Annotated in this window: 28 protein-coding genes and 1 riboswitch; of the genes, 7 read left to right on the top strand and 21 right to left on the bottom strand. The window is 60.4% G+C overall.

The features are described 5' to 3' along the window. Positions 1-28: 28 nt before the first annotated feature. Together ACZ3GY_RS03185 and ACZ3GY_RS03180 are read left to right on the top strand one after the other, a co-directional pair. Positions 29-1,027, top strand: coding sequence for a methyltransferase (locus ACZ3GY_RS03185; RefSeq protein WP_463563893.1), 999 nt, complete (start codon positions 29-31; stop codon positions 1,025-1,027). Positions 1,028-1,088: 61 nt separating this feature from the next. Further along, a riboswitch (yybP-ykoY riboswitch) is annotated at positions 1,089-1,243 on the top strand. A 90-nt stretch (positions 1,244-1,333) separates the two neighbouring features. Further along, positions 1,334-1,921, top strand: a complete 588-nt coding sequence (locus ACZ3GY_RS03180) for a TMEM165/GDT1 family protein (protein WP_465909222.1) — start codon at positions 1,334-1,336, stop codon at positions 1,919-1,921. Between the two features lie 97 nt (positions 1,922-2,018). On the opposite strand, the gene ACZ3GY_RS03175 is transcribed toward ACZ3GY_RS03180, so the two are convergent. The 4 genes from ACZ3GY_RS03175 to ACZ3GY_RS03160 all read right to left on the bottom strand — a co-directional run bounded on the left by ACZ3GY_RS03175 (position 2,019) and on the right by ACZ3GY_RS03160 (position 3,999). Next, the gene (locus tag ACZ3GY_RS03175) at positions 2,019-2,834 is read right to left on the bottom strand and encodes a M48 family metallopeptidase (RefSeq protein ID WP_463563892.1); all 816 of its coding nucleotides are present in this window, start codon (positions 2,832-2,834) and stop codon (positions 2,019-2,021) included. Positions 2,835-2,901: 67 nt separating this feature from the next. After that, on the bottom strand, positions 2,902-3,519 hold the full coding sequence (locus tag ACZ3GY_RS03170; RefSeq protein ID WP_463563891.1) for an SOS response-associated peptidase: 618 nt from the start codon (positions 3,517-3,519) through the stop codon (positions 2,902-2,904). Between the two features lie 37 nt (positions 3,520-3,556). After that, complete coding sequence (locus tag ACZ3GY_RS03165; protein WP_463563890.1) at positions 3,557-3,817, bottom strand: putative signal transducing protein; 261 nt, start codon at positions 3,815-3,817, stop codon at positions 3,557-3,559. Continuing rightward, positions 3,817-3,999 carry a CPXCG motif-containing cysteine-rich protein gene (locus ACZ3GY_RS03160; protein WP_463563889.1) on the bottom strand — a complete coding sequence of 61 codons (183 nt, stop codon included), beginning with the start codon at positions 3,997-3,999 and terminating at the stop codon, positions 3,817-3,819. The genes ACZ3GY_RS03165 and ACZ3GY_RS03160 overlap by 1 nt, the downstream gene beginning before the upstream one ends. A gap of 148 nt (positions 4,000-4,147) precedes the next feature. Here ACZ3GY_RS03160 and ACZ3GY_RS03155 point away from each other — a divergent pair, with 148 nt between their 5' ends. Further along, positions 4,148-5,314: a 1-acyl-sn-glycerol-3-phosphate acyltransferase gene (locus ACZ3GY_RS03155; protein ID WP_465908912.1), complete on the top strand. Its 1,167-nt coding sequence runs from the start codon at positions 4,148-4,150 to the stop codon at positions 5,312-5,314. Positions 5,315-5,384: 70 nt separating this feature from the next. On the opposite strand, the gene ACZ3GY_RS03150 is transcribed toward ACZ3GY_RS03155, so the two are convergent. Next, positions 5,385-5,969: a YajG family lipoprotein gene (locus tag ACZ3GY_RS03150; protein WP_463563887.1), complete on the bottom strand. Its 585-nt coding sequence runs from the start codon at positions 5,967-5,969 to the stop codon at positions 5,385-5,387. Positions 5,970-6,798: 829 nt separating this feature from the next. On the opposite strand from ACZ3GY_RS03150, the gene mqo reads away from it, so the two are divergent. Continuing rightward, on the top strand, positions 6,799-8,301 hold the full coding sequence (gene mqo / locus ACZ3GY_RS03145) for a malate dehydrogenase (quinone) (RefSeq protein WP_465908911.1): 1,503 nt from the start codon (positions 6,799-6,801) through the stop codon (positions 8,299-8,301). A 148-nt stretch (positions 8,302-8,449) separates the two neighbouring features. Here mqo and rpoS read toward each other — a convergent pair whose 3' ends face one another. The 7 genes from rpoS to ispF form a co-directional block, all read right to left on the bottom strand. Further along, positions 8,450-9,460, bottom strand: coding sequence for an RNA polymerase sigma factor RpoS (gene rpoS, locus ACZ3GY_RS03140; RefSeq protein WP_463563885.1), 1,011 nt, complete (start codon positions 9,458-9,460; stop codon positions 8,450-8,452). 108 nt (positions 9,461-9,568) lie between these two features. Then, on the bottom strand, positions 9,569-10,387 hold the full coding sequence (locus ACZ3GY_RS03135; protein ID WP_465909221.1) for a peptidoglycan DD-metalloendopeptidase family protein: 819 nt from the start codon (positions 10,385-10,387) through the stop codon (positions 9,569-9,571). A gap of 91 nt (positions 10,388-10,478) precedes the next feature. Continuing rightward, positions 10,479-11,408, bottom strand: a complete 930-nt coding sequence (locus ACZ3GY_RS03130) for a polyprenyl-phosphate transporter (RefSeq protein ID WP_465908910.1) — start codon at positions 11,406-11,408, stop codon at positions 10,479-10,481. A gap of 21 nt (positions 11,409-11,429) precedes the next feature. After that, positions 11,430-12,065, bottom strand: coding sequence for a protein-L-isoaspartate(D-aspartate) O-methyltransferase (locus ACZ3GY_RS03125; RefSeq protein WP_225839846.1), 636 nt, complete (start codon positions 12,063-12,065; stop codon positions 11,430-11,432). A gap of 29 nt (positions 12,066-12,094) precedes the next feature. Then, a complete protein-coding gene (gene surE, locus ACZ3GY_RS03120) occupies positions 12,095-12,847 on the bottom strand; it encodes a 5'/3'-nucleotidase SurE (RefSeq protein WP_465908909.1) in 753 nt (250 codons plus the stop codon). Then, positions 12,835-13,893: a tRNA pseudouridine(13) synthase TruD gene (gene truD, locus ACZ3GY_RS03115; protein WP_465908908.1), complete on the bottom strand. Its 1,059-nt coding sequence runs from the start codon at positions 13,891-13,893 to the stop codon at positions 12,835-12,837. Before truD ends, surE begins: the two co-directional genes overlap by 13 nt. After that, complete coding sequence (gene ispF / locus ACZ3GY_RS03110; protein WP_465908907.1) at positions 13,890-14,363, bottom strand: 2-C-methyl-D-erythritol 2,4-cyclodiphosphate synthase; 474 nt, start codon at positions 14,361-14,363, stop codon at positions 13,890-13,892. The genes truD and ispF overlap by 4 nt, the downstream gene beginning before the upstream one ends. Positions 14,364-14,694: 331 nt before the next feature. On the opposite strand from ispF, the gene ACZ3GY_RS03105 reads away from it, so the two are divergent. Next, entirely contained in the window at positions 14,695-15,240 is a 546-nt protein-coding gene (locus ACZ3GY_RS03105) for a Dps family protein (RefSeq protein WP_465908905.1), read from the top strand. 55 nt (positions 15,241-15,295) lie between these two features. On the opposite strand, the gene fghA is transcribed toward ACZ3GY_RS03105, so the two are convergent. Then, on the bottom strand, positions 15,296-16,135 hold the full coding sequence (gene fghA, locus ACZ3GY_RS03100; protein WP_465908904.1) for an S-formylglutathione hydrolase: 840 nt from the start codon (positions 16,133-16,135) through the stop codon (positions 15,296-15,298). 79 nt (positions 16,136-16,214) lie between these two features. After that, complete coding sequence (locus ACZ3GY_RS03095) at positions 16,215-17,327, bottom strand: S-(hydroxymethyl)glutathione dehydrogenase/class III alcohol dehydrogenase (protein ID WP_225834662.1); 1,113 nt, start codon at positions 17,325-17,327, stop codon at positions 16,215-16,217. A gap of 135 nt (positions 17,328-17,462) precedes the next feature. Between ACZ3GY_RS03095 and ACZ3GY_RS03090 the strand changes: the two genes are divergently transcribed. Next, on the top strand, positions 17,463-18,350 hold the full coding sequence (locus tag ACZ3GY_RS03090) for a LysR substrate-binding domain-containing protein (protein ID WP_465908903.1): 888 nt from the start codon (positions 17,463-17,465) through the stop codon (positions 18,348-18,350). Between the two features lie 111 nt (positions 18,351-18,461). Beyond that, entirely contained in the window at positions 18,462-18,785 is a 324-nt protein-coding gene (locus tag ACZ3GY_RS03085) for an HPF/RaiA family ribosome-associated protein (protein WP_225834671.1), read from the top strand. Between the two features lie 121 nt (positions 18,786-18,906). On the opposite strand, the gene ispD is transcribed toward ACZ3GY_RS03085, so the two are convergent. The 7 genes from ispD to ACZ3GY_RS03050 all read right to left on the bottom strand — a co-directional run bounded on the left by ispD (position 18,907) and on the right by ACZ3GY_RS03050 (position 26,619). Then, the gene (ispD, locus tag ACZ3GY_RS03080; RefSeq protein WP_465908902.1) at positions 18,907-19,617 is read right to left on the bottom strand and encodes a 2-C-methyl-D-erythritol 4-phosphate cytidylyltransferase; all 711 of its coding nucleotides are present in this window, start codon (positions 19,615-19,617) and stop codon (positions 18,907-18,909) included. Continuing rightward, on the bottom strand, positions 19,614-19,892 hold the full coding sequence (gene ftsB / locus ACZ3GY_RS03075) for a cell division protein FtsB (protein WP_463566009.1): 279 nt from the start codon (positions 19,890-19,892) through the stop codon (positions 19,614-19,616). Before ftsB ends, ispD begins: the two co-directional genes overlap by 4 nt. 157 nt (positions 19,893-20,049) lie before the next feature. Further along, complete coding sequence (gene eno, locus ACZ3GY_RS03070; protein WP_465908901.1) at positions 20,050-21,339, bottom strand: phosphopyruvate hydratase; 1,290 nt, start codon at positions 21,337-21,339, stop codon at positions 20,050-20,052. A gap of 148 nt (positions 21,340-21,487) precedes the next feature. Continuing rightward, a complete protein-coding gene (kdsA, locus tag ACZ3GY_RS03065; protein WP_465908900.1) occupies positions 21,488-22,333 on the bottom strand; it encodes a 3-deoxy-8-phosphooctulonate synthase in 846 nt (281 codons plus the stop codon). Between the two features lie 3 nt (positions 22,334-22,336). Further along, the gene (gene pyrG / locus ACZ3GY_RS03060) at positions 22,337-23,968 is read right to left on the bottom strand and encodes a CTP synthase (RefSeq protein ID WP_465908898.1); all 1,632 of its coding nucleotides are present in this window, start codon (positions 23,966-23,968) and stop codon (positions 22,337-22,339) included. Between the two features lie 295 nt (positions 23,969-24,263). Next, positions 24,264-25,589, bottom strand: a complete 1,326-nt coding sequence (gene tilS / locus ACZ3GY_RS03055) for a tRNA lysidine(34) synthetase TilS (RefSeq protein ID WP_465908897.1) — start codon at positions 25,587-25,589, stop codon at positions 24,264-24,266. A gap of 79 nt (positions 25,590-25,668) precedes the next feature. Beyond that, a complete protein-coding gene (locus tag ACZ3GY_RS03050) occupies positions 25,669-26,619 on the bottom strand; it encodes an acetyl-CoA carboxylase carboxyltransferase subunit alpha (RefSeq protein ID WP_463563870.1) in 951 nt (316 codons plus the stop codon). Positions 26,620-26,729 lie beyond the last annotated feature (110 nt).

Genomic DNA, 26,729 nt, shown 5'->3' with positions numbered 1-26,729 from the left:
CCCTTCGCGCTTTTGCCGGGGAGATGTCATGGATCCGCGAAGTGAAGTGCTGCTGCGTCAGGCCGAGCTGTTCAACGGCCCGATACTGCTCGCGGGGCTCCCGGCCGATGACCTGCTCGGGCAACTGCCACAAGCCCTTGGCTGGAGCTGGCACGCAGGCGACCACGGCCGACTCGAAACTCGCTTCGCCGAGCGCAGCAGCTTTGGGGTGACCCCGCCGCAGGCCAGCTTCGACTCTGCCGTGCTGTTTCTGCCCAAGTCGCGCGAGCTGACCGGTTACCTGCTCGACGCTCTGGCTGCCCGTCTGCCAGGCGGCGTGCTCTACCTGGTCGGCGAAAAGCGCGCTGGTGTCGAGCGCGCGGCCAAACAGATGGCCGCCTACGGCACGCCGCGCAAGCTCGACAGCGCCCGCCACTGCCAGTTGTGGCAAGTGCGTGTGGAGCAGGCCCCTGCCATCCCGGATCTCTCCACGCTGGCGCAGCACTACAGTCTGCAGCTCGATGACGGACTGCTCGAGGTGATCACCCTTCCCGGGGTATTCAGCCACGGCCGGCTGGACATCGGCAGCGCCCTGCTGCTCGAACACCTGAGCGAGCTGCCGAGCGGCCACTTGCTGGACTTCGGCTGTGGCGCCGGCGTGCTCGGTGCGGTACTCAAACGCCGCTATCCAGACAGCCACGTCACGCTGCTGGACGTCGATGCGTTTGCCGTCGCCAGCAGTCGCCTGACCTTGGCCGCGAACGGCCTGGAAGCAGACGTCATCAGCGGTGATGGCATCGCTGCGGCGCCCTCCGAGCTGAGCGCAATCCTCAGCAACCCACCGTTCCACCAGGGCGTGCATACCCATTACCAGGCCAGCGAAGACTTGCTGCGTCAGGCCGGCAAACACCTGCGCAAGGGTGGGCAGATTCGCCTGGTGGCCAACCGCTTCCTCAAATACCCGCCGCTGATCGAGCAACATATCGGCACCTGCCACACCCTGGCCGATGCCGAGGGTTTCCGCATCTACCAAGCGCTCAGCCGCTGAAGCGTCGGGCCTGCGGCACAGCGGCGCAGGCCTTGCCCAACGCGCCCTACTTGGGCAGAATGCGCGCGTCCTAGGGGAGTAGTCTCCCGCGAGCGCCAGCTCGCCCGGCATGCATCAACATACTTGGTCAGCTGACCATGGTGCGTGCGACCCAAGACCCGCCAAGACGGGTCTGCGCCACTCGGCCACAGCAAGCACGAGTGCCGCGCAGGGTTTGACAAGACCTATGACACGAACACCTTACCCGGGGCGGGAAGGCTGTACGTGTCATAGCCGTGTCTACCCGCCCCTTTAGGAAACCTGATGCTGGAATCTCTTTTCGTTCCCACCCTGATCGTTGCCCTGGCGGAAATCGGCGACAAGACGCAGCTGCTTGCGTTGCTGCTGGCGGCGCGCTTCCGCAGGCCGTGGCCGATCATCTGGGGCATGGTGGTCGCCACCCTGGCCAATCACCTGGTGGCCGGCGCAGTCGGTAACTGGGTCGCGGGGCTACTCTCTCCCGCGCTGCTAAGCTGGATACTCGCCGCCTCGTTCATCATCGTGGCGCTGTGGACGCTGATTCCAGACAAACTCGACGATGACGAAAGCTCCAACCTGAAACGCTACGGCCCGTTCCTGACCACCCTGATCGCCTTCTTCCTGGCCGAGATGGGCGACAAGACCCAGGTGGCGACCGTGATGCTCGCCGCCCAGTATCCGCACTTCATCATGGTGGTCCTCGGCACCACCTTGGGCATGCTGATCGCCAACGTACCGGTAGTACTGGCCGGCAACTTCGCTGCAGATCGCCTGCCCCTCAACCTGATTCGTCGACTGGCCGCTACCGCCTTCGCGGCACTGGCGCTCTACGCGGCCTACCAGGCGATGCTGCTGAGTGGTGTTATAAGCAGTTAACCGCTCCCGCATTAGCGGTGACGCAAGTCACCGCTATCATCGAACGACTGAACATTGCACTACAGCCTGTCATCCAATGACGGCAACAGACACTAAATCACTTCTTCGCTTGCTGATAAAGCGGCATCACCTTGGGAATAGCGGCCTGCAGCGACGCGATGCGGCTCGAGGAAGCCGGGTGAGTGCTCATGAACTCAGGCGGCGAGCCCTCGCTGGCCTTGGCCATTTTTTCCCACAGCGAGACCGCCGCATTGGGGTTGAATCCACCCCGCGCAGACAACTCCAGGCCTATCAGGTCGGCTTCGTTCTCATTGCTGCGGCTGTTGGGCAGCGTCATACCGTAGTTCACCGCTGCGTCAGCCAGTGCCATCTTATCCGGCGTTACGCCCAGCAACGCAGCAGCACCCTGTTTGGCCAGGTTTACACCATAGGCCTTGGACATCGCTTCGCGACCATGCTCACGCAAAGCGTGGGCGATCTCGTGGCCCATCACCGCGGCGATCTCGTCATCGGTGAGTTTCAGCTTGTCGATGATGCCCGTGTAGAAAATGATCTTGCCGCCTGGGCCGCAATTGGCATTCAGTTCCGGGCTGTCGATCAGATTGACCTCCCACTGCCACTGCGCGGCGTCGGGACGAAACAGCGGCGCCTGTTTGATCAAACGGTCGGCGATGCGCTGCAGACGCTTAGCATCTGCGCTGTTCTTCTCCAGCACGCCCTGGGTAGACGCTTCGCTGAGCGTCTGCTGGTAGGACTGGGCATACATCTGGTTGACTTCATCGGTCGACAACGCACTGAACATGTACTGCTTGCGCTCGACACCCACTGCGCCACCGCTGGTGGTGTTAACGGACTGGCATCCCGCCAGCAGCAAGGCCGCAGCCAAAGTAGTGAAAGACAACGACGATTTCATGCTGGATCTCCCTGAGAACTGAGCGACGTATGCTAGGGGCTGTTAGAGGTGCTCGCAAGTTGAGCGATCAGGCGGGCGTAAGACACTCTGGGCCATCAAGCTTCGGATCATTGACCAGGTTGCTCAATACGCGTTCCCGCAGTGCCGGTGACGTACCGACGAGCAGTGCCTGCAGCTGCTCCATTGGCGTATCCACGGCCAGCCAGCGCTGTTGATCCTGCTCATTCAGAATCAGCGGGCGACGCAGCGTGGCGGCGGCCTGGGTGACCATGGCAGTGCTGAGGTAGACATGCCCTTCGACCGGGTAGGCCTCCCAAACGGCCGCGAAAAAAAGCAATGAGTCCTGACCACTCAACCAATAGGGCCGCTTGCGAGCGGCACCGCGCCACTCGTAGAAGCCGTTCGCCGGGATCAAACCACGACGCAGGCGAAAGCCCTCGCGAAACATGGGCTGATCGACCAGCGTCTCAGCGCGGGCATGAGCCGGCGTTTTCGACAAATCCTTGAGCCAGGGAGGCGTCAGCCCCCAACGAGCGCGCACCAGCGAACGCTGGTCGCCGTCGGCACGCTGCAGCAGCACCTGGGCGCCCGGTGCAAAATTCCAGTGTGGCTGTTGATCAACGGGAAAACCGGGTAGCGCAGCAAAGGCAGGCGTCCAGCGAAACAGGGCAAAGCGTCCACTCATGAGTGACCCGATCAGGAGGAGTGGGCGCGACACTGCCTTAACACAGCAACACACCCTGAAAATTATCCGGTTCGTCACCGGGCAGCGGTTGCGCGCCATTGTACTCGCCGATCAACTGACGGGCGCGCTCAGCATCGTCATCCTCAACCAACATCCCGAGCAAGCCACAGGCCGGCAGCTCGCCTACCGCACCAACCAGATGCCCGCCAACCAGATGCACCTGAATACCTTCACTGGCGAGCATGCCCTTTAACAACTCACCCTCCATCAGATCCTGGGGCTCGTAGATGCGCTTCATCAGTCGTTCTCTCCGTGCACGTCCAGTTGCCAATCCACACCATCGGTACTGAGCGAGAAGACGATTGGCCGGCAACACACCGGGCAGTCCTCGATGTACTGCTGGTCCCCCGCCGATAGATCCAGTACGGCTTCGACCGGCTCACCGCAATAAGGGCATTGGTAATCCTGTGTTTCCAGCATAGGGCGCCTCCTTGTGACTTGCAGGGTATAATCGGCGGTCTATTGCTGCCCCCTGGTCGGCTGTCGTTGCGCCTCAAAGGCTCGAACAGCAACCGCTCTCCTCGAAGGGGCTCAACCTCTCAATCGCAGCGACAACCACAAGAGATCATTGATGGGCGAATTCGATAGCATCCGACCCTACGCCGACGCGGAAATTCCAGCCGTTCTGGCGCGCCTGTTGGCCGACGATGCGTTCCTCGACATCCTTACCCAGTTTCGTTTCCCGCGCTTGGCGGGACCATTCGGCTGGCTGCTCAAACCTCTTATAGCTCATCGACTGCGGTCGCAGTTCCGCGCCATCAATTCGGTGAGCGCGCTGCAGGACACCATCGAGCCCTACGTCGACCGTACCGTCGAGAAAGCCACCGATGGCGTAACCTACTCGGGTGTAGAAACCCTCAAGTCCGGCAGTGCCTATCTGTTTCTGGCCAATCACCGCGACATTGTCATGGATCCGGCCTTCGTCAACTACGCGGTTTACCACGCGGGGCTGAAAACGCCACGCATCGCGATCGGCGACAACTTGCTGCAGAGACCCTTCGTCAGCGACCTGATGCGTCTGAACAAAAGCTTTATCGTGCACCGCTCGATCAGTGGCCGCCGAGAAAAGCTGGCGGCTTACCAATTGCTGTCAGCCTACATCAGCCACTCGATTCGCAACGATGGCGAGTCGATCTGGATCGCTCAAGCCGAAGGCCGAGCCAAAGACGGTGACGACCGCACCGATTCGGCGATTCTCAAGATGTTCCACATGAGCCGCAAGGACGAGCCATTCGCCGAGGTTATCGGCAGCCTCAAGCTGACGCCGGTGTCGATCAGCTACGAGTATGATCCTTGCGACCAGGCCAAGGCCCTTGAGCTGTACACCCGTGCGACCACCGGTAGCTACACCAAACAACCAGGCGAAGATGACAAGAGCATCGCCCTAGGCATCACCGGCTACAAAGGCCGTGTACACGTGCACTTTGGCGATCCGCTGACCAGCGGTTTCGAGGATGCCAAACAACTGGCGATCATCACCGATGCGCATATCCTCACCGGCTACCGCCTATTCCCCGTGCACTACCTGGCGTATGCCATGTGGAGCGAACGTGATCCGCAGCTCGATGTGCCGGCGGCCGAAGCATTGTTCGACACTGACGAACTGGCTGCGGCCAAAGAGGAGTGGCAAAAGCGCCTGAGCAACTGCCCGAGCGAACAGCAGCCCTATCTGGTACTGCAGTACGCCATGCCGGTACGCAATCAGTATCGCATCAAGGCTGGTATCCCTCTCTGATAGCTGGGCACTGACAGCAGAAACGAAAAAGCCCCGATATCTCGGGGCTTTTTCTTGCAACACGACTTACTTATTGACCGCTGAGTATCTGCGAAAGGGTCGGATCCTTGAAGGCTCGGGTCAGCGCATCACTCAACACGTCACTGACCAGTTTGGTGTTGGTTTCCTGGTTCGGCGCCATGCCAAAGCGCTGGTTCAGGGATGCACCGTAGCGGCCGCTGTAACGACGGTTGCTGTTCTGCACGTCGGCGCGGAAGGTGGCAGTCATGTCAGCTTCGGTGACATACAGACCTTCTTTGGGTGACTGATATTTCAGCTCAGCCAGGGTCAAGGTCAGCTGTGGCGCGTTGTAAGCGTTAGCGGATGGAGTGAAACCCAACAGGCGCACCGCTGCTTCGGCCTGAGCCTGCAACTTGGGCAGTACATCCTGGCCAGTCACGCTGATAGCGCTGGTCTCCGGATACAGCCCACCACGGGTTCCCAGAACCGGGGATGGGCGACCGTCAACGACACGCACGACCACAGGCTGGCCCTGACCAACTGGGGTCAAAGACCCGATGAGCTTGGGCTGCGGGCTGAGTTGTTGAGGGCTGTGGGCACAACCGACGAGAGCCAGACTGATAACGGCAACCAGACTAAACAACAGGCGATGCATATTCGGTTCTCCATGGAGGGGGCGCATAAGGCGCCGCGAAGTATAACCAATCGACCTGCAATGGGTGAGCGCGGTTCCGGTCATGTACCTGTCACATGCTGCCGGTATAAGACTTTGGTCGCTTTGCATGATGGAAGTTTGTTTGATGCGCACACGACTGGAAAACGTCACCAATCCCCCACGAATCCGCATCTTTGCCTGCCTCGACGAGCATGGTATCTGCCGTGCATTCCGACAGAGCGCCCAGCCACCGGGGCCTACGAGATGGTATGAGGTCAACGAACAACGCCTGACCTGGCTTGACTCGCCTCTCCCGGAAAGCGCCTTTATCCAGCGTTGAACAGCTACCTCGACGCTTGCGCGCCGAACGGCGTGCGTAATAAAAGTCATACTCAGCCGATCAATTTTCTTACTTTCGCCTTATAATCGCGCCCCGATTATAAGGACGCCTCCTGATCGGCCTCGCCGTACCGCTGATGCACTTCATGCCATCGGCAACGCCACAGAGAGTCGCCCACTTCGTGCTGCTCGATATCGACAGCCCTCTTCGCGCCATGCAGCGGTTCTCGCGTTTTCGCGGAACATCTGTCGCCGAGGAAGGCCCAACAGGCACATGAACTTTTGAGGTTCGCGTTCCAAAAGAACGTGAAAAAAACGGTTTCAATAACTTCACAAGAGTGTGGCGAACATATGAATCATCTTGCGGCAGGACAAGGCGACCCCCTCCCGTCACCCGGATCCCCAGGACAGCTCTGCAACCGCTGACAGGCGCACTCGACGCCCAGGCCGAAGGCCATCGATTGGACGCTGATTTTTTGGAGATGTGGCAATGGCGCAGAACGATTACGAAGCTGTAGATGTAGTGCTGGTTGGAGCCGGCATCATGAGCGCAACGCTGGCCGTGCTGCTCAAAGAGCTCGATCCGGGCATCAAGCTGGAAATCGTGGAAGCGATGGATTCCGGCGCGGTGGAAAGCTCCAACCCGTGGAACAACGCAGGTACCGGCCACGCTGGCCTGTGCGAGCTCAACTACACCCCCGAGTCCGCTGACGGTTCCATCGACATCAAAAAGGCGGTGAGCATCAACGCCCAGTTCGAGGAATCCAAACAGTTCTGGGCTTACCTGGTCAAAAAAGGCACCTTCGGTTCGCCGAAGACCTTTATCAACTCGGTTCCACACCTCAGTTTCGTGCGCGGCCAGAAAGGTGTCGATTATCTGAAGAAACGCTTCGAAGCCCTGCGTGTACACCATGCCTTTGAAGACATGGTGTACAGCGACGATCGCGACACCATGGCTCAGTGGATGCCACTGATGATGCCTGGCCGCAGCGCGAATGAGCCGATTGCAGCAACCCGCGTAGCCAATGGCACCGACATCAATTTCGGCGCGCTGACCAAAAGTCTGCTGGATTACCTGGCGCTACAGGGCAACGCAAGTGTGACCTGCAGCCAGCGAGTTACAGACCTGACGCGCAACGAGCAAGGCTGGCGCGTGAGCACCAAGGATCAAAAAAACGGCACTCACCGTGAGATCCAGGCCCGGTTCGTGTTTCTTGGTGCTGGCGGCGGTGCTCTGCCTCTGTTGCAGATGTCGGGCATTCCGGAAGGCAAGGGTTTTGGTGGCTTCCCCGTCAGCGGCCAGTGGCTGCGCTGCGACAATCCTGAAGTGGTCAACCAGCACCAGGCCAAGGTGTACAGCCAGGCCGAAGTGGGCTCGCCCCCCATGTCGGTGCCGCACCTGGACACCCGCGTGGTCGATGGCAAGAAATCTTTGCTGTTCGGGCCCTACGCGGGTTTCACCACCAAATTCCTGAAGAAGGGCTCGTTCCTCGACCTGCCCATGTCAGTACGCCTCAACAACATCGGCCCGATGCTGGCAGTGGCTCGCGACAACTTCGACTTGACTCGTTACCTGGTCAAGGAAGTCATGCAGTCCCAGGATCAACGCCTCAACACGCTGCGCGGCTTCTACCCGGAAGCCAAAGCCAGTGACTGGCGCCTGGAGATTGCCGGCCAACGTGTACAGATCATCAAGAAAGACGCCAAAAAAGGCGGCATTCTGCAATTCGGTACCGAGCTGGTGGCGGCCAAGGACGGCTCCATTGCAGCTCTTCTAGGGGCATCTCCAGGCGCGTCGGTGACAGTCTCGATCATGCTCGACCTGATCCGCCGCTGCTTCCCCGAGAAGACGGCTTCGGCAGAGTGGAGCAGCAAGCTGCACGAAATCTTCCCAGCACCTTATGCCGTACTGAGTAGCGATGCCGAGCAGTATCGTGCGGTGCAGTCGCAGTCGGACGCTCTACTGCAATTGCAAGAACTGCAGCAGGTGTGATCGCTCGAGCATGAACATAGAAACGGCGCCTACTTAGGCGCCGTTTTTTTACGTGCGCATCTGCAGGCATGCTGCCAGAGCAAACACTCGCCCCATAAAAATGCCAGTCAGCAGAGCCAACTGGCATAAAAGGCCTGGCAGGCCGGGGTTATTGAAACAAAGAGTCAGCAGACAGGCCGTTCTTCTCGAGGATCTCGCGCAGACGCTTGAGTGCTTCCACCTGTATCTGCCGTACCCGCTCACGGGTCAGACCGATTTCCTGGCCAACCTCCTCAAGCGTACAGTTCTCATGGCCACGCAAACCGAAACGGCGCACCACCACTTCACGTTGCTTGTCCGTCAGCTCCGAGAGCCACTGATCAATGCTTTGAGAAAGATCATCGTCCTGCAGTAACTCGCAGGGATCGGTAGGCCGATCATCGGTGAGGGTATCGAGCAGCGTCTTGTCGGAGTCTGGGCCAAGCGACACATCCACCGAGGACACGCGCTCATTGAGCCCGAGCATGCGCTTGACTTCGCCCACCGGCTTTTCCAGTAGGTTGGCGATTTCTTCGGGGGACGGTTCGTGATCGAGCTTCTGCGTCAGTTCACGCGCGGCGCGCAGGTAGACGTTGAGCTCCTTGACTACATGGATGGGCAGACGAATGGTGCGAGTCTGATTCATGATCGCCCGTTCGATTGTCTGCCGAATCCACCAGGTGGCGTAGGTGGAAAACCGGAAACCACGCTCTGGGTCGAATTTTTCAACCGCCCGAATCAGACCGAGATTGCCCTCCTCTATCAAGTCTAGAAGGGAGAGCCCACGGTTGATGTAGCGCCTGGCAATCTTGACCACCAGGCGCAGGTTGCTCTCGATCATGCGCTTGCGGCCGGCAGGGTCGCCCTTCTGCGCCAGACGCGCGAAGAACACTTCCTCTTCCGGGGTAAGCAGGGGGGAAAAACCGATTTCGTTGAGGTAAAGCTGAGTGGCGTCTAGCGCCCGGGTGTAGTCGATATGCTTGTGCTGCTTGCTGCCGGTGGATTGCTTGGCCTTGGTACGTGCAGTGGTCTTTTTGCCTGCCTGCTCGTCAGCCCCATCGTCGAGATCGATGCCGGGCTCCATCAGGAGCACTTCATCGTCGATGTCAAACTCCGGCGCTTCTTTAGAAATGAGTGCCATTTTATTATTCCGTCCCTTGCTGAGTTCGACCAGCAAGCCCCGATGCGCCTTATTCCTTGGCAACACCTGAGCTCGTCCATCCCACATGAGGGGCGAACGAGCGACAGATCAACGACGTGGCAGGTATTGCATTGGATCTACAGGCTTACCCTGGCGGCGAATCTCGAAGTGAAGCTTCACCCGGTCAGTTCCCGTGGAACCCATCTCGGCAATCTGTTGCCCGACTTTGACCTGCTGCCCCTCACGTACCAACAGCCTTCGGTTGTGACCGTAGGCACTCACGTAGGTATCGCTGTGTTTGATGATCACCAATTCACCGTAGCCCCGTAACCCACTCCCGGCGTAGACAACGGATCCACCAGACGCAGCCAGGACAGGCTGTCCCAATTCCCCGGCTATATCAATGCCTTTATTCAAACTACCGTTTGAGGAAAATCGTCCGATAATCGCACCACTGGCAGGCCATGCCCAACCCGATGCAGAGCGCTGTACGGGCTCCACTGGCGTGGTCGCTGGCGTTACTACGACGGGTGCTGAAGGCCGCGTAGTAGTCTGCGCAGGAGGCGCCTGAACCGGCGTGGTTGGCCGGCTTGGCGTAGTCACGACGGGAGTGCTGGCAGACGGTGATGAAGTCGCCACCGGCCTGCTCGAGCTACCCGACCCGAAGCGAATCACCTGGCCGACGCGGATCATGTAGGGGGCCGCAATTGCGTTGTGAGCAGCCAGCGCTTTCCAGTCCCAGCCGTAGCGGAAAGCGATCGAGTAAAGTGTGTCTCCTCGTTGCACACGATATTGCCCAGACGTCACCGGTTGACGCTGTGCTGCAGCGTTGTTGCGATCAACTACCTGCACATTACCGGAGTGCGAACTGGCACAACCGGTCAACACGGTACCCAACACTGCCAGAGCCAGCAGGTTGCGTAGCATGTACGAGCAATAGCGCCCTTGATTGGCTGTGAAACTCACTCGTATCTCCCTTGCAGACGGCCTCGAGCGACCTGTAACGAACGCCGAAACGTCAGACTTCTTCCAACTGACGACGGCGCGCCAGCCATTCCACACCCAACACCAACACGATAGCGCAGCCACTCAGAGCGATGGCCAGCAACAACTGCGCATCCTCACCACTGACGTCAGCGAATTGCCAAGGCAATAGATTGACCTGTTCAAGGGGAAACGATTCACCATGACGGTTGGTTTGCCAGGTAAGCGTCTGTTTCCATGGCCACACCTTGATCAGCGAGCCGAGCATCAGACCGGCCAGAAAGGCCATGGTCAAGTCACGCATGTGCGCCAGCAACCAGCTCAGTACCTTGGAGAACATCAGTAGCCCCAGTACACAGCCAGCACAAAATATCGCCAGTACCTCCAGATCGAAATTCTTGATTGCGCCCAACACGACTGGGTAAAGCCCCAGCAACACCAAAATGAAGCTGCCAGAGATGCCCGGTAAAATCATCGCGCTGATAGCGATGGCACCGGCAATGAATAGCATCAGCGGGTCTGCGGAAAGCTGCATGGGCACAGCGAGCGTGATCCACAGCGCAAATGCCAGCCCTATCGCGAAGCCGACCAGCCTGTTGGCGCGCCACACGCTGACTTCGCGCCACACCAGATAGACAGACACCAGCACCAGACCGAAGAAGAACGCCCACAACGGCACCGGGTGCTCGCTCATCAGATAGCTGATCGCCCGCGCCAGGGTGAAAATACTGCTGAGGATGCCAAGCATGACGACCAGCAGGAAGCTGGCGTTACAGGCCTGCCAGGCATCCTTGATGCGTCCGCGAAAGAACAGCATGATCGCTTCGGGCATGGCGGCGAACGAGGCGAGAAGCTTGTCGTATATACCGGTGATCAGGGCAACGGTGCCGCCGGAGAATCCGGGCACCACGTCGACAGCACCCATCGCTATCCCTTTGGCATACAGCAACAAGGTTTTCTTCATGCATCCTTCCGTTCGATTGAATCAGGCCAGAGGGCCATTAAGCAGAGGCACGAACCGAACTGCGTCGAGTACGTGCCGAGAGAAACCCTGTTCCTCGCGAATGATCAGTAACAGTTGTTGAACGTCGCCTGTACCGACGGGGATGACCAAACGCCCCCCCGGGGCCAATTGATCCAGTAGAGCCTGAGGCACTTCGGACGCAGCCGCCGTCACGATAATGCCGTTGTAGGGCGCCAGCGCAGGCCAGCCCTCCCAGCCATCACCCCAGCGGAACACCACGTTGCGCAGGCTCAGTTTGACCAGACGTTCCTTGGCACGTTCCTGCAATCCCTGAATGCGCTCGACCGTGAACACCCGCTCGACCAGTTGAGCCAGAATCGCCGTCTGGTACCCCGACCCCGTACCAATCTCCAACACTTTGTCCAGCGGGCCAGCGGCGAGCAGCAGTTCGCTCATGCGCGCGACCATATAGGGCTGCGAGATGGTCTGGTTATGGCCGATCGGCAAAGCCGTATCTTCGTAGGCTCGGTGCGCCAGCGCTTCATCGACGAACAGGTGGCGCGGCGTGCGGCGAATCACCTCGAGCACCTGAGCGTTCGACAGGCCTTCATCGTAAAGCCGCTGGATCAGGCGCTCGCGAGTGCGCTGAGAGGTCATGCCAATCCCGTGGCGGTCGTGCTCCCGATTCATGTCATCAGCCCCTCCAGCCATGGTTTGAGGCGGTTCAGGCCATCCTGATAAGTACGATCGAGCTGCAATGGCGTAACAGACACGTAACCCTGCATCACGGCATGGAAGTCGGTTCCTTCAGCGCCGTCCTCGACATCGCCGGCCGCGGCAATCCAGTAGCCCTCCTTGCCACGCGGATTGACCACCTTCACTGGCGCTGCCGCGCGGGCACGGTGCCCGAGCCGGGTCAGTTGCACGCCACGGATACGCTCGAGCGGCAGGTTTGGCACATTGACGTTCAAGACCGTACGCGGTGGCAGGTCGAGGTGCTCATGGGCTTCGATCAATTTTCGGGCGAAATAGGCGGCGGTCGACATGTTCTCGGGCGAACGCGAGAGCAGCGAAAAGGCAAATGCCGGCCGAGCCAGAAAACGGCCTTCGAGGGCGGCCGCCACAGTACCGGAATACAGCACGTCATCACCCAGGTTGGCGCCCATGTTGATACCGGCCACGACCAGATCGGCGACCTCGGGCAGCAAGCCATTGAGGCCCAGGTGCACACAATCGGTCGGCGTACCATTGAGGCTGATGTAGCCGTTGGCCAAGGTACACGGATGCAATGGGCGGTCGAGCGTCAGCGAACTGCTCGCGCCGCTGCGATCCCCATCGGGAGCGATCACCGTGCAGTCGGCGTAATCGGCTAGCGCAGCGTGCAACGCGGCGAGGCCCGGTGCGGCCACGCCGTCATCGTTTGAAATCAGAATACGCATGGGTTGTCCGTCTGCCCTGCAGGCAAAAGGTCGACAATTTCGCGCACTAAAGCAGTGGCGAAACATCCAGCCGGCAGGACGAATTCCAGTTGCAGAATGTCAGGCTCGGGATAATGCCACGTCAAACCGCTAATGGGGAGGCGCAGGATACGACGTTCGTGCGCCATGCCCGCTTCTGCGAGCCATATGGCCAGTTGCGCCTCGGCATCGCCAATGCTCTGTTCGAGACGTTGGGTAGCCCCACCTGCTGGCGATGCGCCCTCGCCCCACAACGGCCCTGTCGGATGCAAGTCCAGCTGGGCCAGACGGGGATCCTGGCATTCGGCCTCACCAGCGGCGAAGAAACTGCGACTGTCGGTGAACGCCAGCAGGTCGCCGGGTTGCGCCTGGTTCCAGGTGCCGGCGGCGACTCGCTCGGCCAGTACCCGGTTGAACAGAAAGCTACGCGCGGCCGAAAGCACCCGCGAACGCACATTGCGCTTTTCCGGCAGCTCCTTGCGCTCGGCAAAATGCCGGGCATGCGCGACGTTGCCGCCCTCGTAACCGAAACGCTGAGCACCGTAGTAATTGGGGATGCCCTGGGCGGCGATGGTTTTCAGGCGCTCGTCCAGCGCCGCCTGATCGGCCTGCAATGCAGTCAGGCGTAGGATGAAACCATTGGCAGCATGGGCGCCGCGCTGCAACTTTCGCGAGTGGCGAACCTGCTTGAGGATCACCAAAGCTTCGTCCTGCGCCTTGCCAAGATCGGGATCACTCTTGCCGGGCAAATGCAGGCTGAACCACTGCCGAGTCAGCGCCTGGCGATCCTTTAGCCCGGCATAGCTGATCATCCGCACCGGTACTCCAGCGGCACGCGCCAGGCGGATAGCCGCCTCCTCGGTATTCAATTCACGCTTTTCAACCCACAGCCACAGATGCTCACCTGCGCCGGACAATTCGATATCCAGCACTTCGTCGACCTGAAAATCCTCGGCGACGGCCTTAAGTACCGCCTGCCCACAGGGCTCGCCATAGGCCCGCGGGCCGAGCAGCTCCAGTTCGGTCATGCGCTGACCAGCAAGGCCACGGCATGCACCGCGATACCTTCTTCACGGCCCACGAAACCCAGCTTCTCGGTGGTGGTGGCCTTGACGTTGACCTGATCCAGTTCGATCTGCAGATCCTCGGCGATCAGCCGGCGCATCGCTTCGATATGCGGAGCCATCTTTGGCGCCTGAGCTTCGATGGTGGCGTCGACGTTGCCAACCTTCCAGCCCTTGGCGTGAATCAGCCCCAGCACATGGCGCAACAGCACACGGCTGTCAGCGCCCTTGAAGTTAGGGTCGGTGTCCGGGAAATGCTTACCGATGTCACCAAGCGCCACGGCGCCGAGCAAGGCATCGGAAAGGGCATGCAGCACCACATCGCCATCGGAGTGGGCAACCAGGCCGAACTTGTGGGGGATACGCACACCGCCCAGGGTAATGAAATCCCCATCGCCGAAGCGGTGCACATCGTAACCATGGCCAATTCGCATGAACCGATGCCCTCGCAAAAAAGGCCGATTCTACCCGAAAGAACACCTTGAGGCGGACTTGCCCGGCTGCTGGAGCGGTCAATGGAATAAAACGCATTCCTGCTTACCCATTTTCAATGATCTCCACGTTGAGCAAAACACCGCGCTCCGGCACGGGTTGCTCATGGCGTCAGCGCGCGACCGTACAAGCGACGTGAAGAGGAAAACCGCAAGGCAGCGACCACCTCCACTGCCCTCGCAAACTCTCTATCGAGAAAATGTTGGAATGTTCTCCCCCTACCGATAGTCGACAAGAAGTAGCAAAACATTTCTAACAACCATGGAGACCATCATGGCCGTAGCACGCAAACCGGCAGCAGCAAAACCCAAGGCGAAAGCCAGCGCGCAGAAACTCAAGGGCGATGGCCTGGCCATCAATACCAGCGTCGATGGCGCTGCCCGCGAGAAGGTCGCTGAAGCACTGACCAAGGCGGTAGCGGACAGCTACACCCTGTACGTCAAGACCCTGGGCGTGCACTGGAACGTGCAAGGCTCGAACTTCTATGGTCTGCACAAGCTGACCGACGCGCAGTACAACGAAATCCATCAGGCCGCTGACGAGCTCGCCGAGCGCATTCGTGCCTTGGGCAAACTGGCGCCAACCGGCGGGGAAACCTTCCGCGCGCTCACCGTCATCGACAACGAGGCGCCCCACAAGCCGACTGCGCAGATGATCGCCGAGTTGGTGAAGGACAACGAAGCAGTGGCTCGGCGCATGAGCGAATTCGCCGAACTGGCGGAAGAAGCAGGTGACCTGTTCAGCCACGACATGCTGGTAGCGCGCATCGGTGTGCACGAGCAGAATGCCTGGATGCTGAGATCCAGCCTGGGTGAGTGATCTGTAGCCCCAGAAAAAAGGCGCTGCCGGTTGAACCGGCAGCGCCTTTTTTCATTCAGCGAGCCAGCGCCTCGGCATGATGGCGCAGATGATCCTCGATGAAACTGGCGATGAAGTAGTAGCTGTGGTCATACCCCGGCTGCAGGCGCAGGGTCAGCGGATGGTTGGCCGCTTTGGCCGCCGCTTCCAGCGCATGGGGCTTGAGCTGGCCATCGAGGAAATCGTCACGATCTCCCTGATCCACCAGAATCGGCAACTTCTCCGTCGCATCGGCGATCAACACGCTGGCATCCCACTCGCGCCAGCGCGAACGGTCTTCACCCAGGTAGTTGGAAAACGCCTTCTCGCCCCACGGACAGTTCAGCGGATTGGTGATGGGCGAAAAGGCCGAGACCGATGCGTAACGGCCCGGATTCTTGAGCGCGCAGATCAACGCCCCGTGGCCGCCCATGGAGTGCCCGGCGATGCCGCGCTTGTCCGATACCGGAAAGTTGGCCTCGATCAACGCCGGCAGTTCCTGCACCACGTAATCGTACATGCGGTAATGGCGCGCCCAGGGCTCCTGCGTCGCGTTGACGTAGAAGCCGGCACCCAGACCGAAATCGTAGGCGCCACTGGCGTCGTCCGGCACTCCCTCGCCGCGCGGGCTGGTATCGGGCGCGACGATGATCAGGCCTAGCTCGGCTGCCATGCGCTGAGCGCCGGCCTTCTGCATGAAGTTCTCGTCGGTGCAGGTCAGTCCGCTGAGCCAATACAGCACCGGCAGGTTGGCGCCCTTCTCAGCCTGTGGCGGCAGGTAGACGGCGAACACCATGTCGCAATTGAGCGACGTGGAGCGGTGGCGATAACGCTTGTGCCAGCCGCCAAAGCTCTTGTTGCTGGAAACGATTTCCATAAGGCCTCCGAGCAGCGCCAAGCCGCAAGCACCAGGCAGCCTAGGCCGCTTGTTGCTTGAAGCTTGTCGCCTGCAGCTATCAGTAGTGGATGACGGTGCGGATGCTCTTGCCTTCGTGCATCAGATCGAACGCTTCGTTGATCTGCTCCAGGCCCATGGTGTGGGTGATGAAGGTATCCAGCGGGATTTCGCCGCTCTGCGACTTTTCCACATAGCTCGGCAGCTCGGTGCGGCCTTTGACGCCGCCGAAAGCCGAACCGCGCCAGACGCGACCAGTCACCAACTGGAACGGACGGGTGCTGATTTCCTGACCGGCACCGGCCACGCCGATGATCACGCTCTCACCCCAGCCCTTGTGCGCGCATTCCAGTGCGGCACGCATCAATTGCACGTTACCGACGCACTCGAAGCTGTAGTCCACGCCGCCATCGGTCAACTCGATGATCACGTCCTGGATCGGCTTGTCGTAATCCTTCGGATTGACGAAGTCGGTCGCACCCAGCTCGCGGGCCACGTCGAACTTGGCCGGATTGATGTCGACGGCAATGATGCGCGAGGCCTTGGCCATCTTCGCACCAATGATCGCTGCCAAGCCGATGCCACCCAGACCGAAGATGGCCACGGTGGCGCCCTCTTCCACCTTGGCGGTGTTGAGCACGGCGCCGATACCGGTGGTCACGCCACAACCGAGCAGACAGACTTTCTCCAGCGGCGCTTCCTTCGGAATGACCGCCAGGGAAACTTCCGGCAGCACGGTGTATTCGGAGAACGTCGAGCAGCCCATGTAGTGGTAGATCGGCTCGCCGTTGTAGCTGAAGCGCGAGGTGCCGTCGGGCATCAGGCCCTTGCCCTGAGTGGCGCGCACCGAGCTGCACAGGTTGGTCTTGCCGGACAGACAGAATTTGCACTTGCGGCATTCGGCGGTGTACAGCGGGATCACGTGGTCACCCACGGCCACCGACGTTACGCCCTCGCCGATGGCTTCGACGATGCCGCCACCTTCATGGCCGAGGATCGAGGGGAATACGCCCTCGGAATCGGCACCGGACAGCGTATAGGCGTCGGTATGGCAAACGCCGGTAGCGACGATGCGCACCAGCACTTCCCCGGCCTTGGGCGGCTCGACATCCACTTCGACGATTTTCAACGGCTCGTTGGGCGCAAAGGCTACGGCGGCGCGCGACTTGATCATGTCCAAAATCTCCTGATGGGAAAGCGATGGGGAGGGAGTGTAGTAGACACGTGAACAGAGATAATCAGGCAGAATGCAAAACATTATTGCCACTTAGGGATAATCAACCATTCACCAGGTGAACAGGGGGAAGACATGAATCGCTGGGAGGGGCTGGACGAATTCGTAGCCGTCGCAGAATGCGGGCAGTTCACTGCCGCAGCCGAACGCCTGGGCCTGTCCTCATCGCAAGTGAGCCGGCAGATTGCCCGCCTGGAAGAGCGTCTGCACACCCGGCTGTTCTATCGCACCACTCGCAAGGTGGCACTGACCGAGGCGGGCCAGACTTTTCTGCAGCATTGCCAGCGCCTGCAGGATGCACGGGAGGAAGCACTCAACGCGATTGGCGATCTGGGCGGCGAACCCAAAGGGCTGCTGCGCATGACCTGTGCGGTGGCCTACGGCGAGCGTTTCATCGTGCCGCTGGTCACGGCATTCGCCGCCCGTCACTCCCGGCTTTCCGTGGATATCGAACTGAGCAACCGCACCCTGGATCTGCTCCAGGACGGCTTCGACATCGCCATCCGCCTGGGCCGCCTGCAGGACTCGCGAATGCTTGCCACGCGCCTGGCGCCGCGACGCATGTACCTGTGCGCGTCGCCTGATTACCTGCAGCGCTACGGTCGCCCGCACAGCCTCTCGGAGCTGGCTCGACACAATTGCCTGGTGGGCAGCAGCGATGTCTGGACATTCCAGCTCGACGGCCGTGAAGCCTCGCAACGGATTCAGGGCAACTGGCGCTGCAACAGCGGCCAGGCGGTTCTGGATGCGGCCCTGAGCGGGCTGGGCCTGTGTCAGTTGCCCGATTATTACGTGCTCGAACACCTACGCAGCGGCGCCTTGGTTTCCCTGCTCGACAATCATCAACCACCGAACACCGCTGTGTGGGCGCTCTACCCGCAACAACGGCATCTGTCGCCCAAGGTCAGGCAATTGATCGATGCATTGCGCGACGGTTTGAGCCAACGAGTCGAATACACCTAGCCGCTCATATGCTGTCACAACCGCCAGCGAACCTCTGCCGTCATCACCCCGTCGTAAATCATGAGGCCCTTGTTCGGGCCGTTGCGAACCCACCAGCATGAGGAGATGGTTATGCAGGTCATGGTCAACAGCGGAAAACACGTCGACACCTCGATGGCATTCAAGACGGATATCCGAGGTCGAGTACGAGACAAGTTACAGCGCTATGAGGAACACCTCACGCGCGTGGAAATTCATCTCTCCGACGAAAACGCACTGAAAAGCGGCCCCCAGGACAAACGCTGCAAGGTAGAAGCACGCATGAAGGGGCGCGACCCCATGTCGGTGTCCTTTGACGCCTGCGAAATGCAGCAGGCTATCGACGGCGCCATGAACAGGCTCACCAGTGTGCTCGATCGCAATCTTGGCAAGAACGCCAACAAGTGGATTCACTGAGAGCAGTTCACTTGCCTGCAGGAGCGCCCCCGGCGCGATTGATAGCGGCCGTACGCATTGCCGGTGCACGCCGCATCATTCGCCCGCAAGCAGGCTCCTACTGGATAGCGTTATTTCGGCGTTAGCTCCGGCCGCGCCACAAGCGCTCCAGATAGTGCAAGTCTTCCGGGCGGGTGACCTTGAGGTTATCCGCCCGGCCTTCGACGAGACGTGGCGACTGACCGCCCCACTCGATGGCCGAGGCTTCGTCGGTCACCGTAACATCCGAAACCAGTGCTTCGGCGAGCGCACGGTGCAAGGCCCCCAGGCGGAACATCTGCGGTGTGTAGGCCTGCCAGATGACCGAGCGATCGATGGTTTCGCGCACACGTCCATCGCTGCCGACGCGCTTGAGGGTATCCCGAGCGGGAACGGCGAGCAGCCCGCCTACAGCGTCGTCAGCCAGCTCAGCCAGCAGCAGATCGAGATCGGACTGCGCCAGATTGGGCCGCGCAGCGTCGTGCACCAGCACCCAATCCTGCTCACTGGCGCCCAACTCGCCCAGACGCAGCAACGCGTTGAGCACCGAGTCGGCACGCTCGGCACCGCCGCTGGCAATATGGATGCGCGAGTCGCGGGCACAAGCCAGGTTCGGCCAGAACGGATCGTCCTCGGCCAGGCTGACCACCATGCCACGCAGGCACGGATGATCAAGGAAACAGTTGAGGGTATGTTCGAGAATGCTTTTGCCGGCCAGTTGCAGATACTGCTTTGGCTTGTCGGCGCGCATGCGACTGCCGATGCCGGCGGCCGGAATCACCGCCCAGAAGGACGGCAGATCAGGTGTGTTCATTCAGCCAACTGATAGAGGGTTTCGCCGTCCTTGACCATGCCCAGTTCGTGGCGGGCGCGCTCTTCGACGGTTTCCATGCCTTTCTTCAGCTCCATCACTTCCGCTTCGAGGATGCGGTTGCGCTCGAGCAGACGCTCGTTCTCGCCTTCCTGATCGGCGATCTGATGCTGCAGATCGGTAACCTGCGCCAGACTGCCCTCGCCTACCCACAGACGATATTGCAGCCCCGCGAGTACCAGAACGAGAAAGAGAAACAGCCAGTAGGGACTACGCATGGCAGGTGAGGCACTCGGATAAGAAAGGGTCGCTGCTGCGGACATCTGTCGATTCTCCCTGCGTCATCGGCATCGGACAAGACCGTGAAGTCGACTCGGCAGATCGGGACAGAGTCCGCAGGGCGAGGTAATGGCCACCTCGCCATGCAAACCTACCTTAGCCGCGGAACTCGCCGCGACCACGGTACGGCGCCTTGGCGCCCAGTTGCTCTTCGATACGCAGCAGTTGGTTGTACTTGGATACGCGATCCGAGCGGCACAGCGAACCGGTCTTGATCTGACCAGCGGCAGTGCCGACAGCCAGATCGGCGATGGTGCTGTCTTCAGTTTCACCGGAGCGGTGCGAGATGACCGCCGTGTAACCGGCAGCCTTGGCCATCTGGATGGCTTCAAGGGTTTCGGTCAAGGTGCCGATCTGGTTGAACTTGATCAGGATCGAATTGCCAATCGACTCGTCGATGCCGCGCTTGAGAATCTTGGTATTGGTCACGAACAGGTCGTCGCCGACCAGTTGAACCTTGCTGCCGATCTTGTCGGTGAGGATCTTCCAGCCAGCCCAGTCGGACTCGTCCAGGCCGTCTTCGATGGAGATGATCGGGAAGCGCTCAGTCAGGCCTTTCAGGTAGTCAGCGAAGCCTTCGGCGTCGAACGACTTGCCCTCGCCAGACAGGTTGTACTTACCGTCCTCGAAGAATTCACTGGCCGCACAATCGAGTGCCAACGTGACGTCGGTGCCCAGCGTGTAACCAGCGTTGGCAACGGCTTCGACAATGGCCGACAGCGCGTCTTCGTTGGAGGCCAGGTTCGGTGCAAAGCCACCTTCGTCACCCACGGACGTGCTCAGACCACGAGCCTTGAGTACGGCCTTCAGGTGATGGAAGATTTCAGTCCCCATACGCAGTGCATCGGAAAAGGTCTTCGCACCGACCGGCTGCACCATGAACTCCTGGATGTCGACATTGTTGTCGGCATGCTCGCCGCCATTGATGATATTCATCATCGGCACAGGCATGGAGTACTGGCCCGGAGTGCCATTGAGGTTGGCGATGTGCGCGTAAAGCGGCAGATCCTGATCCTGAGCGGCGGCCTTGGCGGCTGCCAGGGAGACGGCGAGGATGGCGTTGGCGCCCAGGGTAGCTTTGTTCTCGGTGCCGTCCAGATCGATCATGATCGTGTCCAGAGCCTTCTGGTCGACCGGATCCTTGCCCAGCAGTGCATCGCGGATCGGGCCATTGATGTTGCCAACGGCCTTGAGAACGCCCTTGCCGAGGTAACGGCTCTTGTCGCCATCACGCAGTTCCAGCGCTTCGCGCGAACCGGTGGAGGCACCGGAAGGCGCACAGGCGCTGCCGACGATGCCATTGTCGAGGATTACGTCCGCTTCCACGGTGGGGTTGCCACGGGAGTCGAGAACCTCACGACCCTTGATGTCGACGATCTTTGCCATTCTTGTAAGCTCTCCAGAAATTGTCGAAAACGCACTGCTGCATTCGGCTGCCAGCACCGGGCACGATCAACGGCAGACCGGGCTGACATGACAAACCCGGCCAAAAGGCCGGGCGGTGAAACAGATAAGCGAACCGTGGAAACGCCGATCAGGCGGTTTCGATCGGATCCTGACTCTTGATCAGATCATCCAACTGCTTGAGCTGCGCCAGGAACGGCTCGAGCTTGTCGAGACGCAAGGCACAAGGGCCATCGCACTTGGCGTTTTCCGGATCAGGATGCGCCTCGAGGAACAGCCCCGCGAGCCCCTGACTCATGCCGGCCTTGGCCAGCTCGGTCACCTGGGCACGACGCCCACCAGCGGAATCCGAGCGACCGCCCGGCATCTGCAGAGCATGGGTGACGTCGAAGAACACCGGGTACTCGAAGGACTTCATGATGCCGAAGCCCAGCATATCCACCACCAGGTTGTTGTACCCGAAGGAAGAACCACGCTCACAGAGGATGAGCTGATCGTTCCCGGCTTCGACACACTTGGCGAGAATATGTTTCATTTCCTGGGGCGCGAGGAACTGCGCCTTCTTGATGTTGATCACCGCACCTGTCTTGGCCATGGCCACCACCAAATCGGTTTGCCGAGACAGGAAAGCCGGCAACTGGATGATGTCGCAAACGTCCGCCACCGGCTGTGCCTGGTGAGGTTCGTGCACATCGGTGATCACCGGCACGCCGAAGGTCTTCTTCACTTCCTCGAAGATCTTCATGCCCTCTTCCAGGCCCGGGCCACGGAAGGAACTCACCGACGAACGGTTGGCCTTGTCGAAGCTTGCTTTGAACACATAAGGGATACCGAGCTTCTCGGTAACCCGCACGTATTCCTCGCAGGTACGCAGGGCGAGATCGCGGGACTCCAACACGTTGATGCCGCCAAACAGCACAAACGGCTTGTCGTTGGCGACATCGATCGCGCCAACGCGGATGGTCTTCTGAGCCATGGGTCAGGCCTTCTTCGCTTGGTGCGCCAGTGCAGCGTTGACGAAGCCACTGAACAGCGGGTGGCCGTCACGCGGCGTGGAGGTGAATTCCGGGTGGAACTGGCAGGCAACGAACCACGGGTGATTCGCGCTCTCGACCACCTCCACCAGGGCACCATCACCCGAACGACCGGTGACCTTCAGGCCAGCGTCGATCAGTTGCGGCAGCAGGTTGTTGTTCACTTCGTAACGATGGCGGTGGCGCTCTACGATCACGTCCTTGCCATAGCAGTCGTGAACCTTGGAGCCGCTCAGCAGCTGGCAATCCTGGGCGCCAAGACGCATGGTGCCGCCAAGGTCGGAGGCTTCGGTACGCTGCTCGGTCGCGCCGGTCGCGTCCTGCCACTCGGTGATCAGACCGACCACTGGATGTTTGCTGGCGATATCGAACTCGGTGGAGTTGGCATCGCTCCAGCCCAGCACGTTACGGGCGAACTCGATGACGGCTACCTGCATACCGAGGCAGATACCCAAGTAAGGAATCTTGTTCTCACGGGCATACTGCACAGTGGTGATTTTGCCTTCCACACCACGCAAGCCGAAGCCGCCCGGAACCAGGATTGCATCGACGCCCTCGAGCAGCGCAGTACCCTGATTCTCGATGTCTTCGGAATCGATATAGCGCAGGTTGACCTTGGTACGGTTGCTGATACCGGCATGGCTCATCGCTTCGATCAGCGACTTGTAAGCGTCCAGAAGCTCCATGTACTTGCCGACCATGGCGATATTGACTTCTTTTTCCGGGTTCAGCTTGGCATCGACCACGCGATCCCATTCCGACAGGTCAGCACCACGGCATTCCAGAGCGAAACGCTCGACAACAAAATCATCCAGCCCCTGCGAGTGCAGGATGCCCGGGATCTTGTAGATGGTGTCGGCGTCTTCGAGGGCGATTACTGCGCGCTCTTCGACGTTGGTGAACTGGGCGATCTTGCGGCGCGACGACAGGTCGATCGGGTGATCGGAGCGGCACACCAGTACGTCCGGCTGCAGGCCGATGGAGCGCAGTTCCTTGACCGAGTGCTGGGTCGGTTTGGTCTTGGTTTCGCCGGCAGTGGCGATGTACGGAACCAGCGTCAGGTGCATCAGCATGGCGCGCTTGGCGCCCACTTCGAAACGCAGCTGGCGGATCGCCTCGAGGAACGGCTGCGACTCGATGTCGCCCACGGTACCGCCGATTTCGACCATGGCGACGTCAGCGTCGCCGGCACCCTTGATGATGCGGCGCTTGATCTCGTCAGTGATGTGCGGGATGACCTGGATGGTCGCGCCCAAGTAATCACCACGGCGCTCTTTGCGCAGCACGTCTTCGTAGACGCGGCCGGTGGTGAAGTTGTTGCTCTTGGTCATCGTGGTGCGGATGAACCGCTCATAGTGACCCAGGTCGAGATCGGTCTCGGCACCGTCGTGAGTGACGAACACTTCACCGTGCTGAAACGGGCTCATGGTGCCCGGATCGACGTTGATGTAGGGATCCAGTTTGAGCATCGTGACCTTCAGGCCCCGCGCCTCCAGGATTGCCGCCAAGGATGCCGAGGCGATGCCTTTCCCCAATGAAGAAACAACACCACCCGTGACGAAAATGAAGCGCGTCATGAAAAACCCTAAGAAGTCAGCAGTGGCGGTCGAGCCGCCGGGGAGCAGAGAAGGCCTTGGTTCACCTTAGCAAACATGGCGAACCATGCCGGCAAATAGCAAACATCCACCGCTTCTGAAGAAGCAGCGAATACCTGAATAGAGACGGGAGCGTAGTCTACCGGAAACGTCCTGAGTGGGGAAGAACGCGAAACCCAAAGCAGGGCAAAAGCTGCTGAAACGAGATCTACATCGAACCCCGAAAAGCCTCTAGCCTGGGGCTTCGCACCTGCGACACTCTTACAGCAGCCGACCCTTACGCGCGAGAATCGACAGCCCCATCAAGAGGCGGATCAATTTGCTCGGGCTGCCAGTGAAACGTGCCGCAGCCGGGGCCGGCGAGCAGATTGGCGAGAGCCACGGGCCGTCCGTCGCACAGCAGCAGCGGGATGCGCCCACGAATGAACTCGGGCACGCCAGCCTCCTGCAGAAGACGCTTGAGGTCACGCCGACCACGCCCCGGCACCTCGAGAACCTCGCCGCCCTGGCGATAGCCGACGCTCAACTGCCCCACGGGTATGGCGCCTTCGAGCCAGACGCGACCATTACCCGGCAACGCCAGTGGCTGCTCAGCCAGAGGCCAGGGCTGCGCCTGAGCCACCCACGCCACAGCCCAGTCGGCATTGAGCCAGAACAGATAACGACCATGGCGCCGCAGCTCACCGCTCTCCAGTCGCCAGACCGGTTTGGCGTCGGGCCCGGCATCACGCAGATCGAACCATCCCTGCCAATGGCGGCTATCGGGCAAGCGGGTGAAACCCGCCAACCAGTAGCGCAGTAGATTGCGCTGCCGGGCATCGGATAGCCCGCGCAACGCCTGCAGATCGAGACAGGGAACGTCCAGCCAATCGAAACCGGGCGACGCCTGGGCTCGCTGCAAATCAAGTTCGGCGAGCTCCTGCAGCAACTCCAACGCCTCGGCCTGATGCTCCGCCGTACGAGCCACCACCTGGGACGCTTTAGGCCAATGCCTGTGCAAGCGCGGCAGGATTTCCCGGCGTAGAAAGTTTCGAGCAAGGCCGCTGTCTGCATTCGAAGGGTCTTCCACCCAACGCAGGCCATATGCCTCGGCATAAGCCTCCAACGCACTGCGTGGTACATCCAGCAGAGGACGAACGGCATGCCCGGCGGCCAGCGGGCGACTTGCCGCCATCGCAGCAAGCCCGCGCACACCAGCACCGCGCAACAGACGATAGAGAACGGTCTCTGCCTGATCGTCCTGATGCTGAGCGAGCAGCACGACCTCACCCGGATTCAGCCGCGCGGAAAACGCGGCATAACGAGCATCACGAGCAGCTCGCTCCAGACTGGCACCAGGCACGACCTGAACATGTTCGACATGCAGCAGCACGCCGAGCTCATCGCACAGGCGCTGGCAATGCATCGGCCAGTCGTCGGCCGCGGCCTGCAGGCCGTGATGCACATGAATAGCGGAAATGGGTGGCAGCGCGTGGCTTCGAGCAGCCACTGCCAGCGCGTGCAGAAGCACGCTGGAATCGAGCCCGCCGGAGAAAGCGACTCGCCAGGCAGATGCCCCACGCCACGGAGCGAGGCGCGCGAGCAGAGCCGATTCAAGGGACATGCTGCAGCTTAGCGGAGCGCCCCTGCAGACATGCACATTGCCAGGTCGGCAACTCGCATGCCTGCAGGGCACGCCGGCATCAGGCGATACCGTAGCTCATCAGGCGCTCGTAGCGACGCGCCAGCAGGGCGTCGGTGTCGAGCGTACTGAGATCCTCAAGCTGAGCGCTGAGGGTCTGGCGGATGGATTCGGCGGCAGCGGCCGGATCGCGGTGTGCACCGCCCAGAGGCTCGGCGATCACCTTGTCAACGATACCCAGGCCTTTCAGGCGCTCGGCAGTGATGCCCATGGCTTCGGCAGCATCCGGCGCCTTCTCGGCGGTTTTCCACAAGATCGAGGCGCAGCCTTCCGGCGAGATCACCGCATAGGTCGAGTACTGCAACATGTTCAGGCTGTCGCACACACCAATGGCCAATGCACCGCCGGAACCGCCCTCACCGATTACGGTGGCGATGATCGGGGTTTTCAGGCGCGCCATCACTCGCAGGTTCCAGGCAATGGCTTCGCTTTGGTTACGCTCTTCTGCATCGATGCCCGGATAAGCACCTGGCGTGTCGATGAAGGTCAGGATCGGCATCTTGAAGCGCTCGGCCATTTCCATCAGGCGACAGGCCTTGCGGTAACCTTCCGGACGCGGCATGCCGAAGTTACGGCGCACTTTCTCACGAACCTCACGGCCCTTCTGATGGCCGATGACCATGGCCGGCTGGCCATTGAGGCGCGCAACGCCACCCACGATTGCAGCGTCGTCGGAGAAGTGACGATCGCCGTGCAGCTCGTCGAACTCGGTGAAGATGTGCTGCAGATAGTCCAGGGTATAAGGACGCTGCGGGTGACGAGCAAGGCGAGCGATCTGCCAACTGGTCAGATTGCCGAAAATGCTCTCGGTCAGCGTACTGCTCTTGTCCTGCAGGCGGGCGATTTCGTCGCCGATGTTCAGGGAGTTGTCATTACCAACCAGACGAAGCTCTTCGATCTTGGCTTGCAGGTCGGCAATCGGCTGTTCGAAATCGAGATAATTCGGGTTCATAGGCATCCGTCATGCGTCGACGGCCACAGGGCCGGGGAGCGTGTATCCATTTGGCGCCTACCTTATAGGAACAGGCGCATTCAGGTCGACACTTGCAAGGCACTTCCGGC

The organism is Pseudomonas sp. PME37.24/006 (assembly GCF_055556635.1).
This window is presented reverse-complemented; position numbering and strand designations above follow the sequence as displayed.

Coding starts and splice junctions, on each gene's coding strand:
- ACZ3GY_RS03185 (WP_463563893.1), top strand. CDS start 29: ATGGATCCGCGAAGTGAAGTGCTGCTGCGTCAGGCCGAGCTGTTCAAC.
- ACZ3GY_RS03175 (WP_463563892.1), bottom strand. CDS start 2,834: ATGAAATCGTCGTTGTCTTTCACTACTTTGGCTGCGGCCTTGCTGCTG.
- ACZ3GY_RS03170 (WP_463563891.1), bottom strand. CDS start 3,519: ATGAGTGGACGCTTTGCCCTGTTTCGCTGGACGCCTGCCTTTGCTGCG.
- ACZ3GY_RS03165 (WP_463563890.1), bottom strand. CDS start 3,817: ATGAAGCGCATCTACGAGCCCCAGGATCTGATGGAGGGTGAGTTGTTA.
- ACZ3GY_RS03160 (WP_463563889.1), bottom strand. CDS start 3,999: ATGCTGGAAACACAGGATTACCAATGCCCTTATTGCGGTGAGCCGGTC.
- ACZ3GY_RS03150 (WP_463563887.1), bottom strand. CDS start 5,969: ATGCATCGCCTGTTGTTTAGTCTGGTTGCCGTTATCAGTCTGGCTCTC.
- mqo (WP_465908911.1), top strand. CDS start 6,799: ATGGCGCAGAACGATTACGAAGCTGTAGATGTAGTGCTGGTTGGAGCC.
- rpoS (WP_463563885.1), bottom strand. CDS start 9,460: ATGGCACTCATTTCTAAAGAAGCGCCGGAGTTTGACATCGACGATGAA.
- ACZ3GY_RS03135 (WP_465909221.1), bottom strand. CDS start 10,387: ATGCTACGCAACCTGCTGGCTCTGGCAGTGTTGGGTACCGTGTTGACC.
- ACZ3GY_RS03130 (WP_465908910.1), bottom strand. CDS start 11,408: ATGAAGAAAACCTTGTTGCTGTATGCCAAAGGGATAGCGATGGGTGCT.
- ACZ3GY_RS03125 (WP_225839846.1), bottom strand. CDS start 12,065: ATGACCTCTCAGCGCACTCGCGAGCGCCTGATCCAGCGGCTTTACGAT.
- surE (WP_465908909.1), bottom strand. CDS start 12,847: ATGCGTATTCTGATTTCAAACGATGACGGCGTGGCCGCACCGGGCCTC.
- truD (WP_465908908.1), bottom strand. CDS start 13,893: ATGACCGAACTGGAGCTGCTCGGCCCGCGGGCCTATGGCGAGCCCTGT.
- ispF (WP_465908907.1), bottom strand. CDS start 14,363: ATGCGAATTGGCCATGGTTACGATGTGCACCGCTTCGGCGATGGGGAT.
- ACZ3GY_RS03105 (WP_465908905.1), top strand. CDS start 14,695: ATGGCCGTAGCACGCAAACCGGCAGCAGCAAAACCCAAGGCGAAAGCC.
- fghA (WP_465908904.1), bottom strand. CDS start 16,135: ATGGAAATCGTTTCCAGCAACAAGAGCTTTGGCGGCTGGCACAAGCGT.
- ACZ3GY_RS03095 (WP_225834662.1), bottom strand. CDS start 17,327: ATGATCAAGTCGCGCGCCGCCGTAGCCTTTGCGCCCAACGAGCCGTTG.
- ACZ3GY_RS03090 (WP_465908903.1), top strand. CDS start 17,463: ATGAATCGCTGGGAGGGGCTGGACGAATTCGTAGCCGTCGCAGAATGC.
- ACZ3GY_RS03085 (WP_225834671.1), top strand. CDS start 18,462: ATGCAGGTCATGGTCAACAGCGGAAAACACGTCGACACCTCGATGGCA.
- ispD (WP_465908902.1), bottom strand. CDS start 19,617: ATGAACACACCTGATCTGCCGTCCTTCTGGGCGGTGATTCCGGCCGCC.
- ftsB (WP_463566009.1), bottom strand. CDS start 19,892: ATGCGTAGTCCCTACTGGCTGTTTCTCTTTCTCGTTCTGGTACTCGCG.
- eno (WP_465908901.1), bottom strand. CDS start 21,339: ATGGCAAAGATCGTCGACATCAAGGGTCGTGAGGTTCTCGACTCCCGT.
- kdsA (WP_465908900.1), bottom strand. CDS start 22,333: ATGGCTCAGAAGACCATCCGCGTTGGCGCGATCGATGTCGCCAACGAC.
- pyrG (WP_465908898.1), bottom strand. CDS start 23,968: ATGACGCGCTTCATTTTCGTCACGGGTGGTGTTGTTTCTTCATTGGGG.
- tilS (WP_465908897.1), bottom strand. CDS start 25,589: ATGTCCCTTGAATCGGCTCTGCTCGCGCGCCTCGCTCCGTGGCGTGGG.
- ACZ3GY_RS03050 (WP_463563870.1), bottom strand. CDS start 26,619: ATGAACCCGAATTATCTCGATTTCGAACAGCCGATTGCCGACCTGCAA.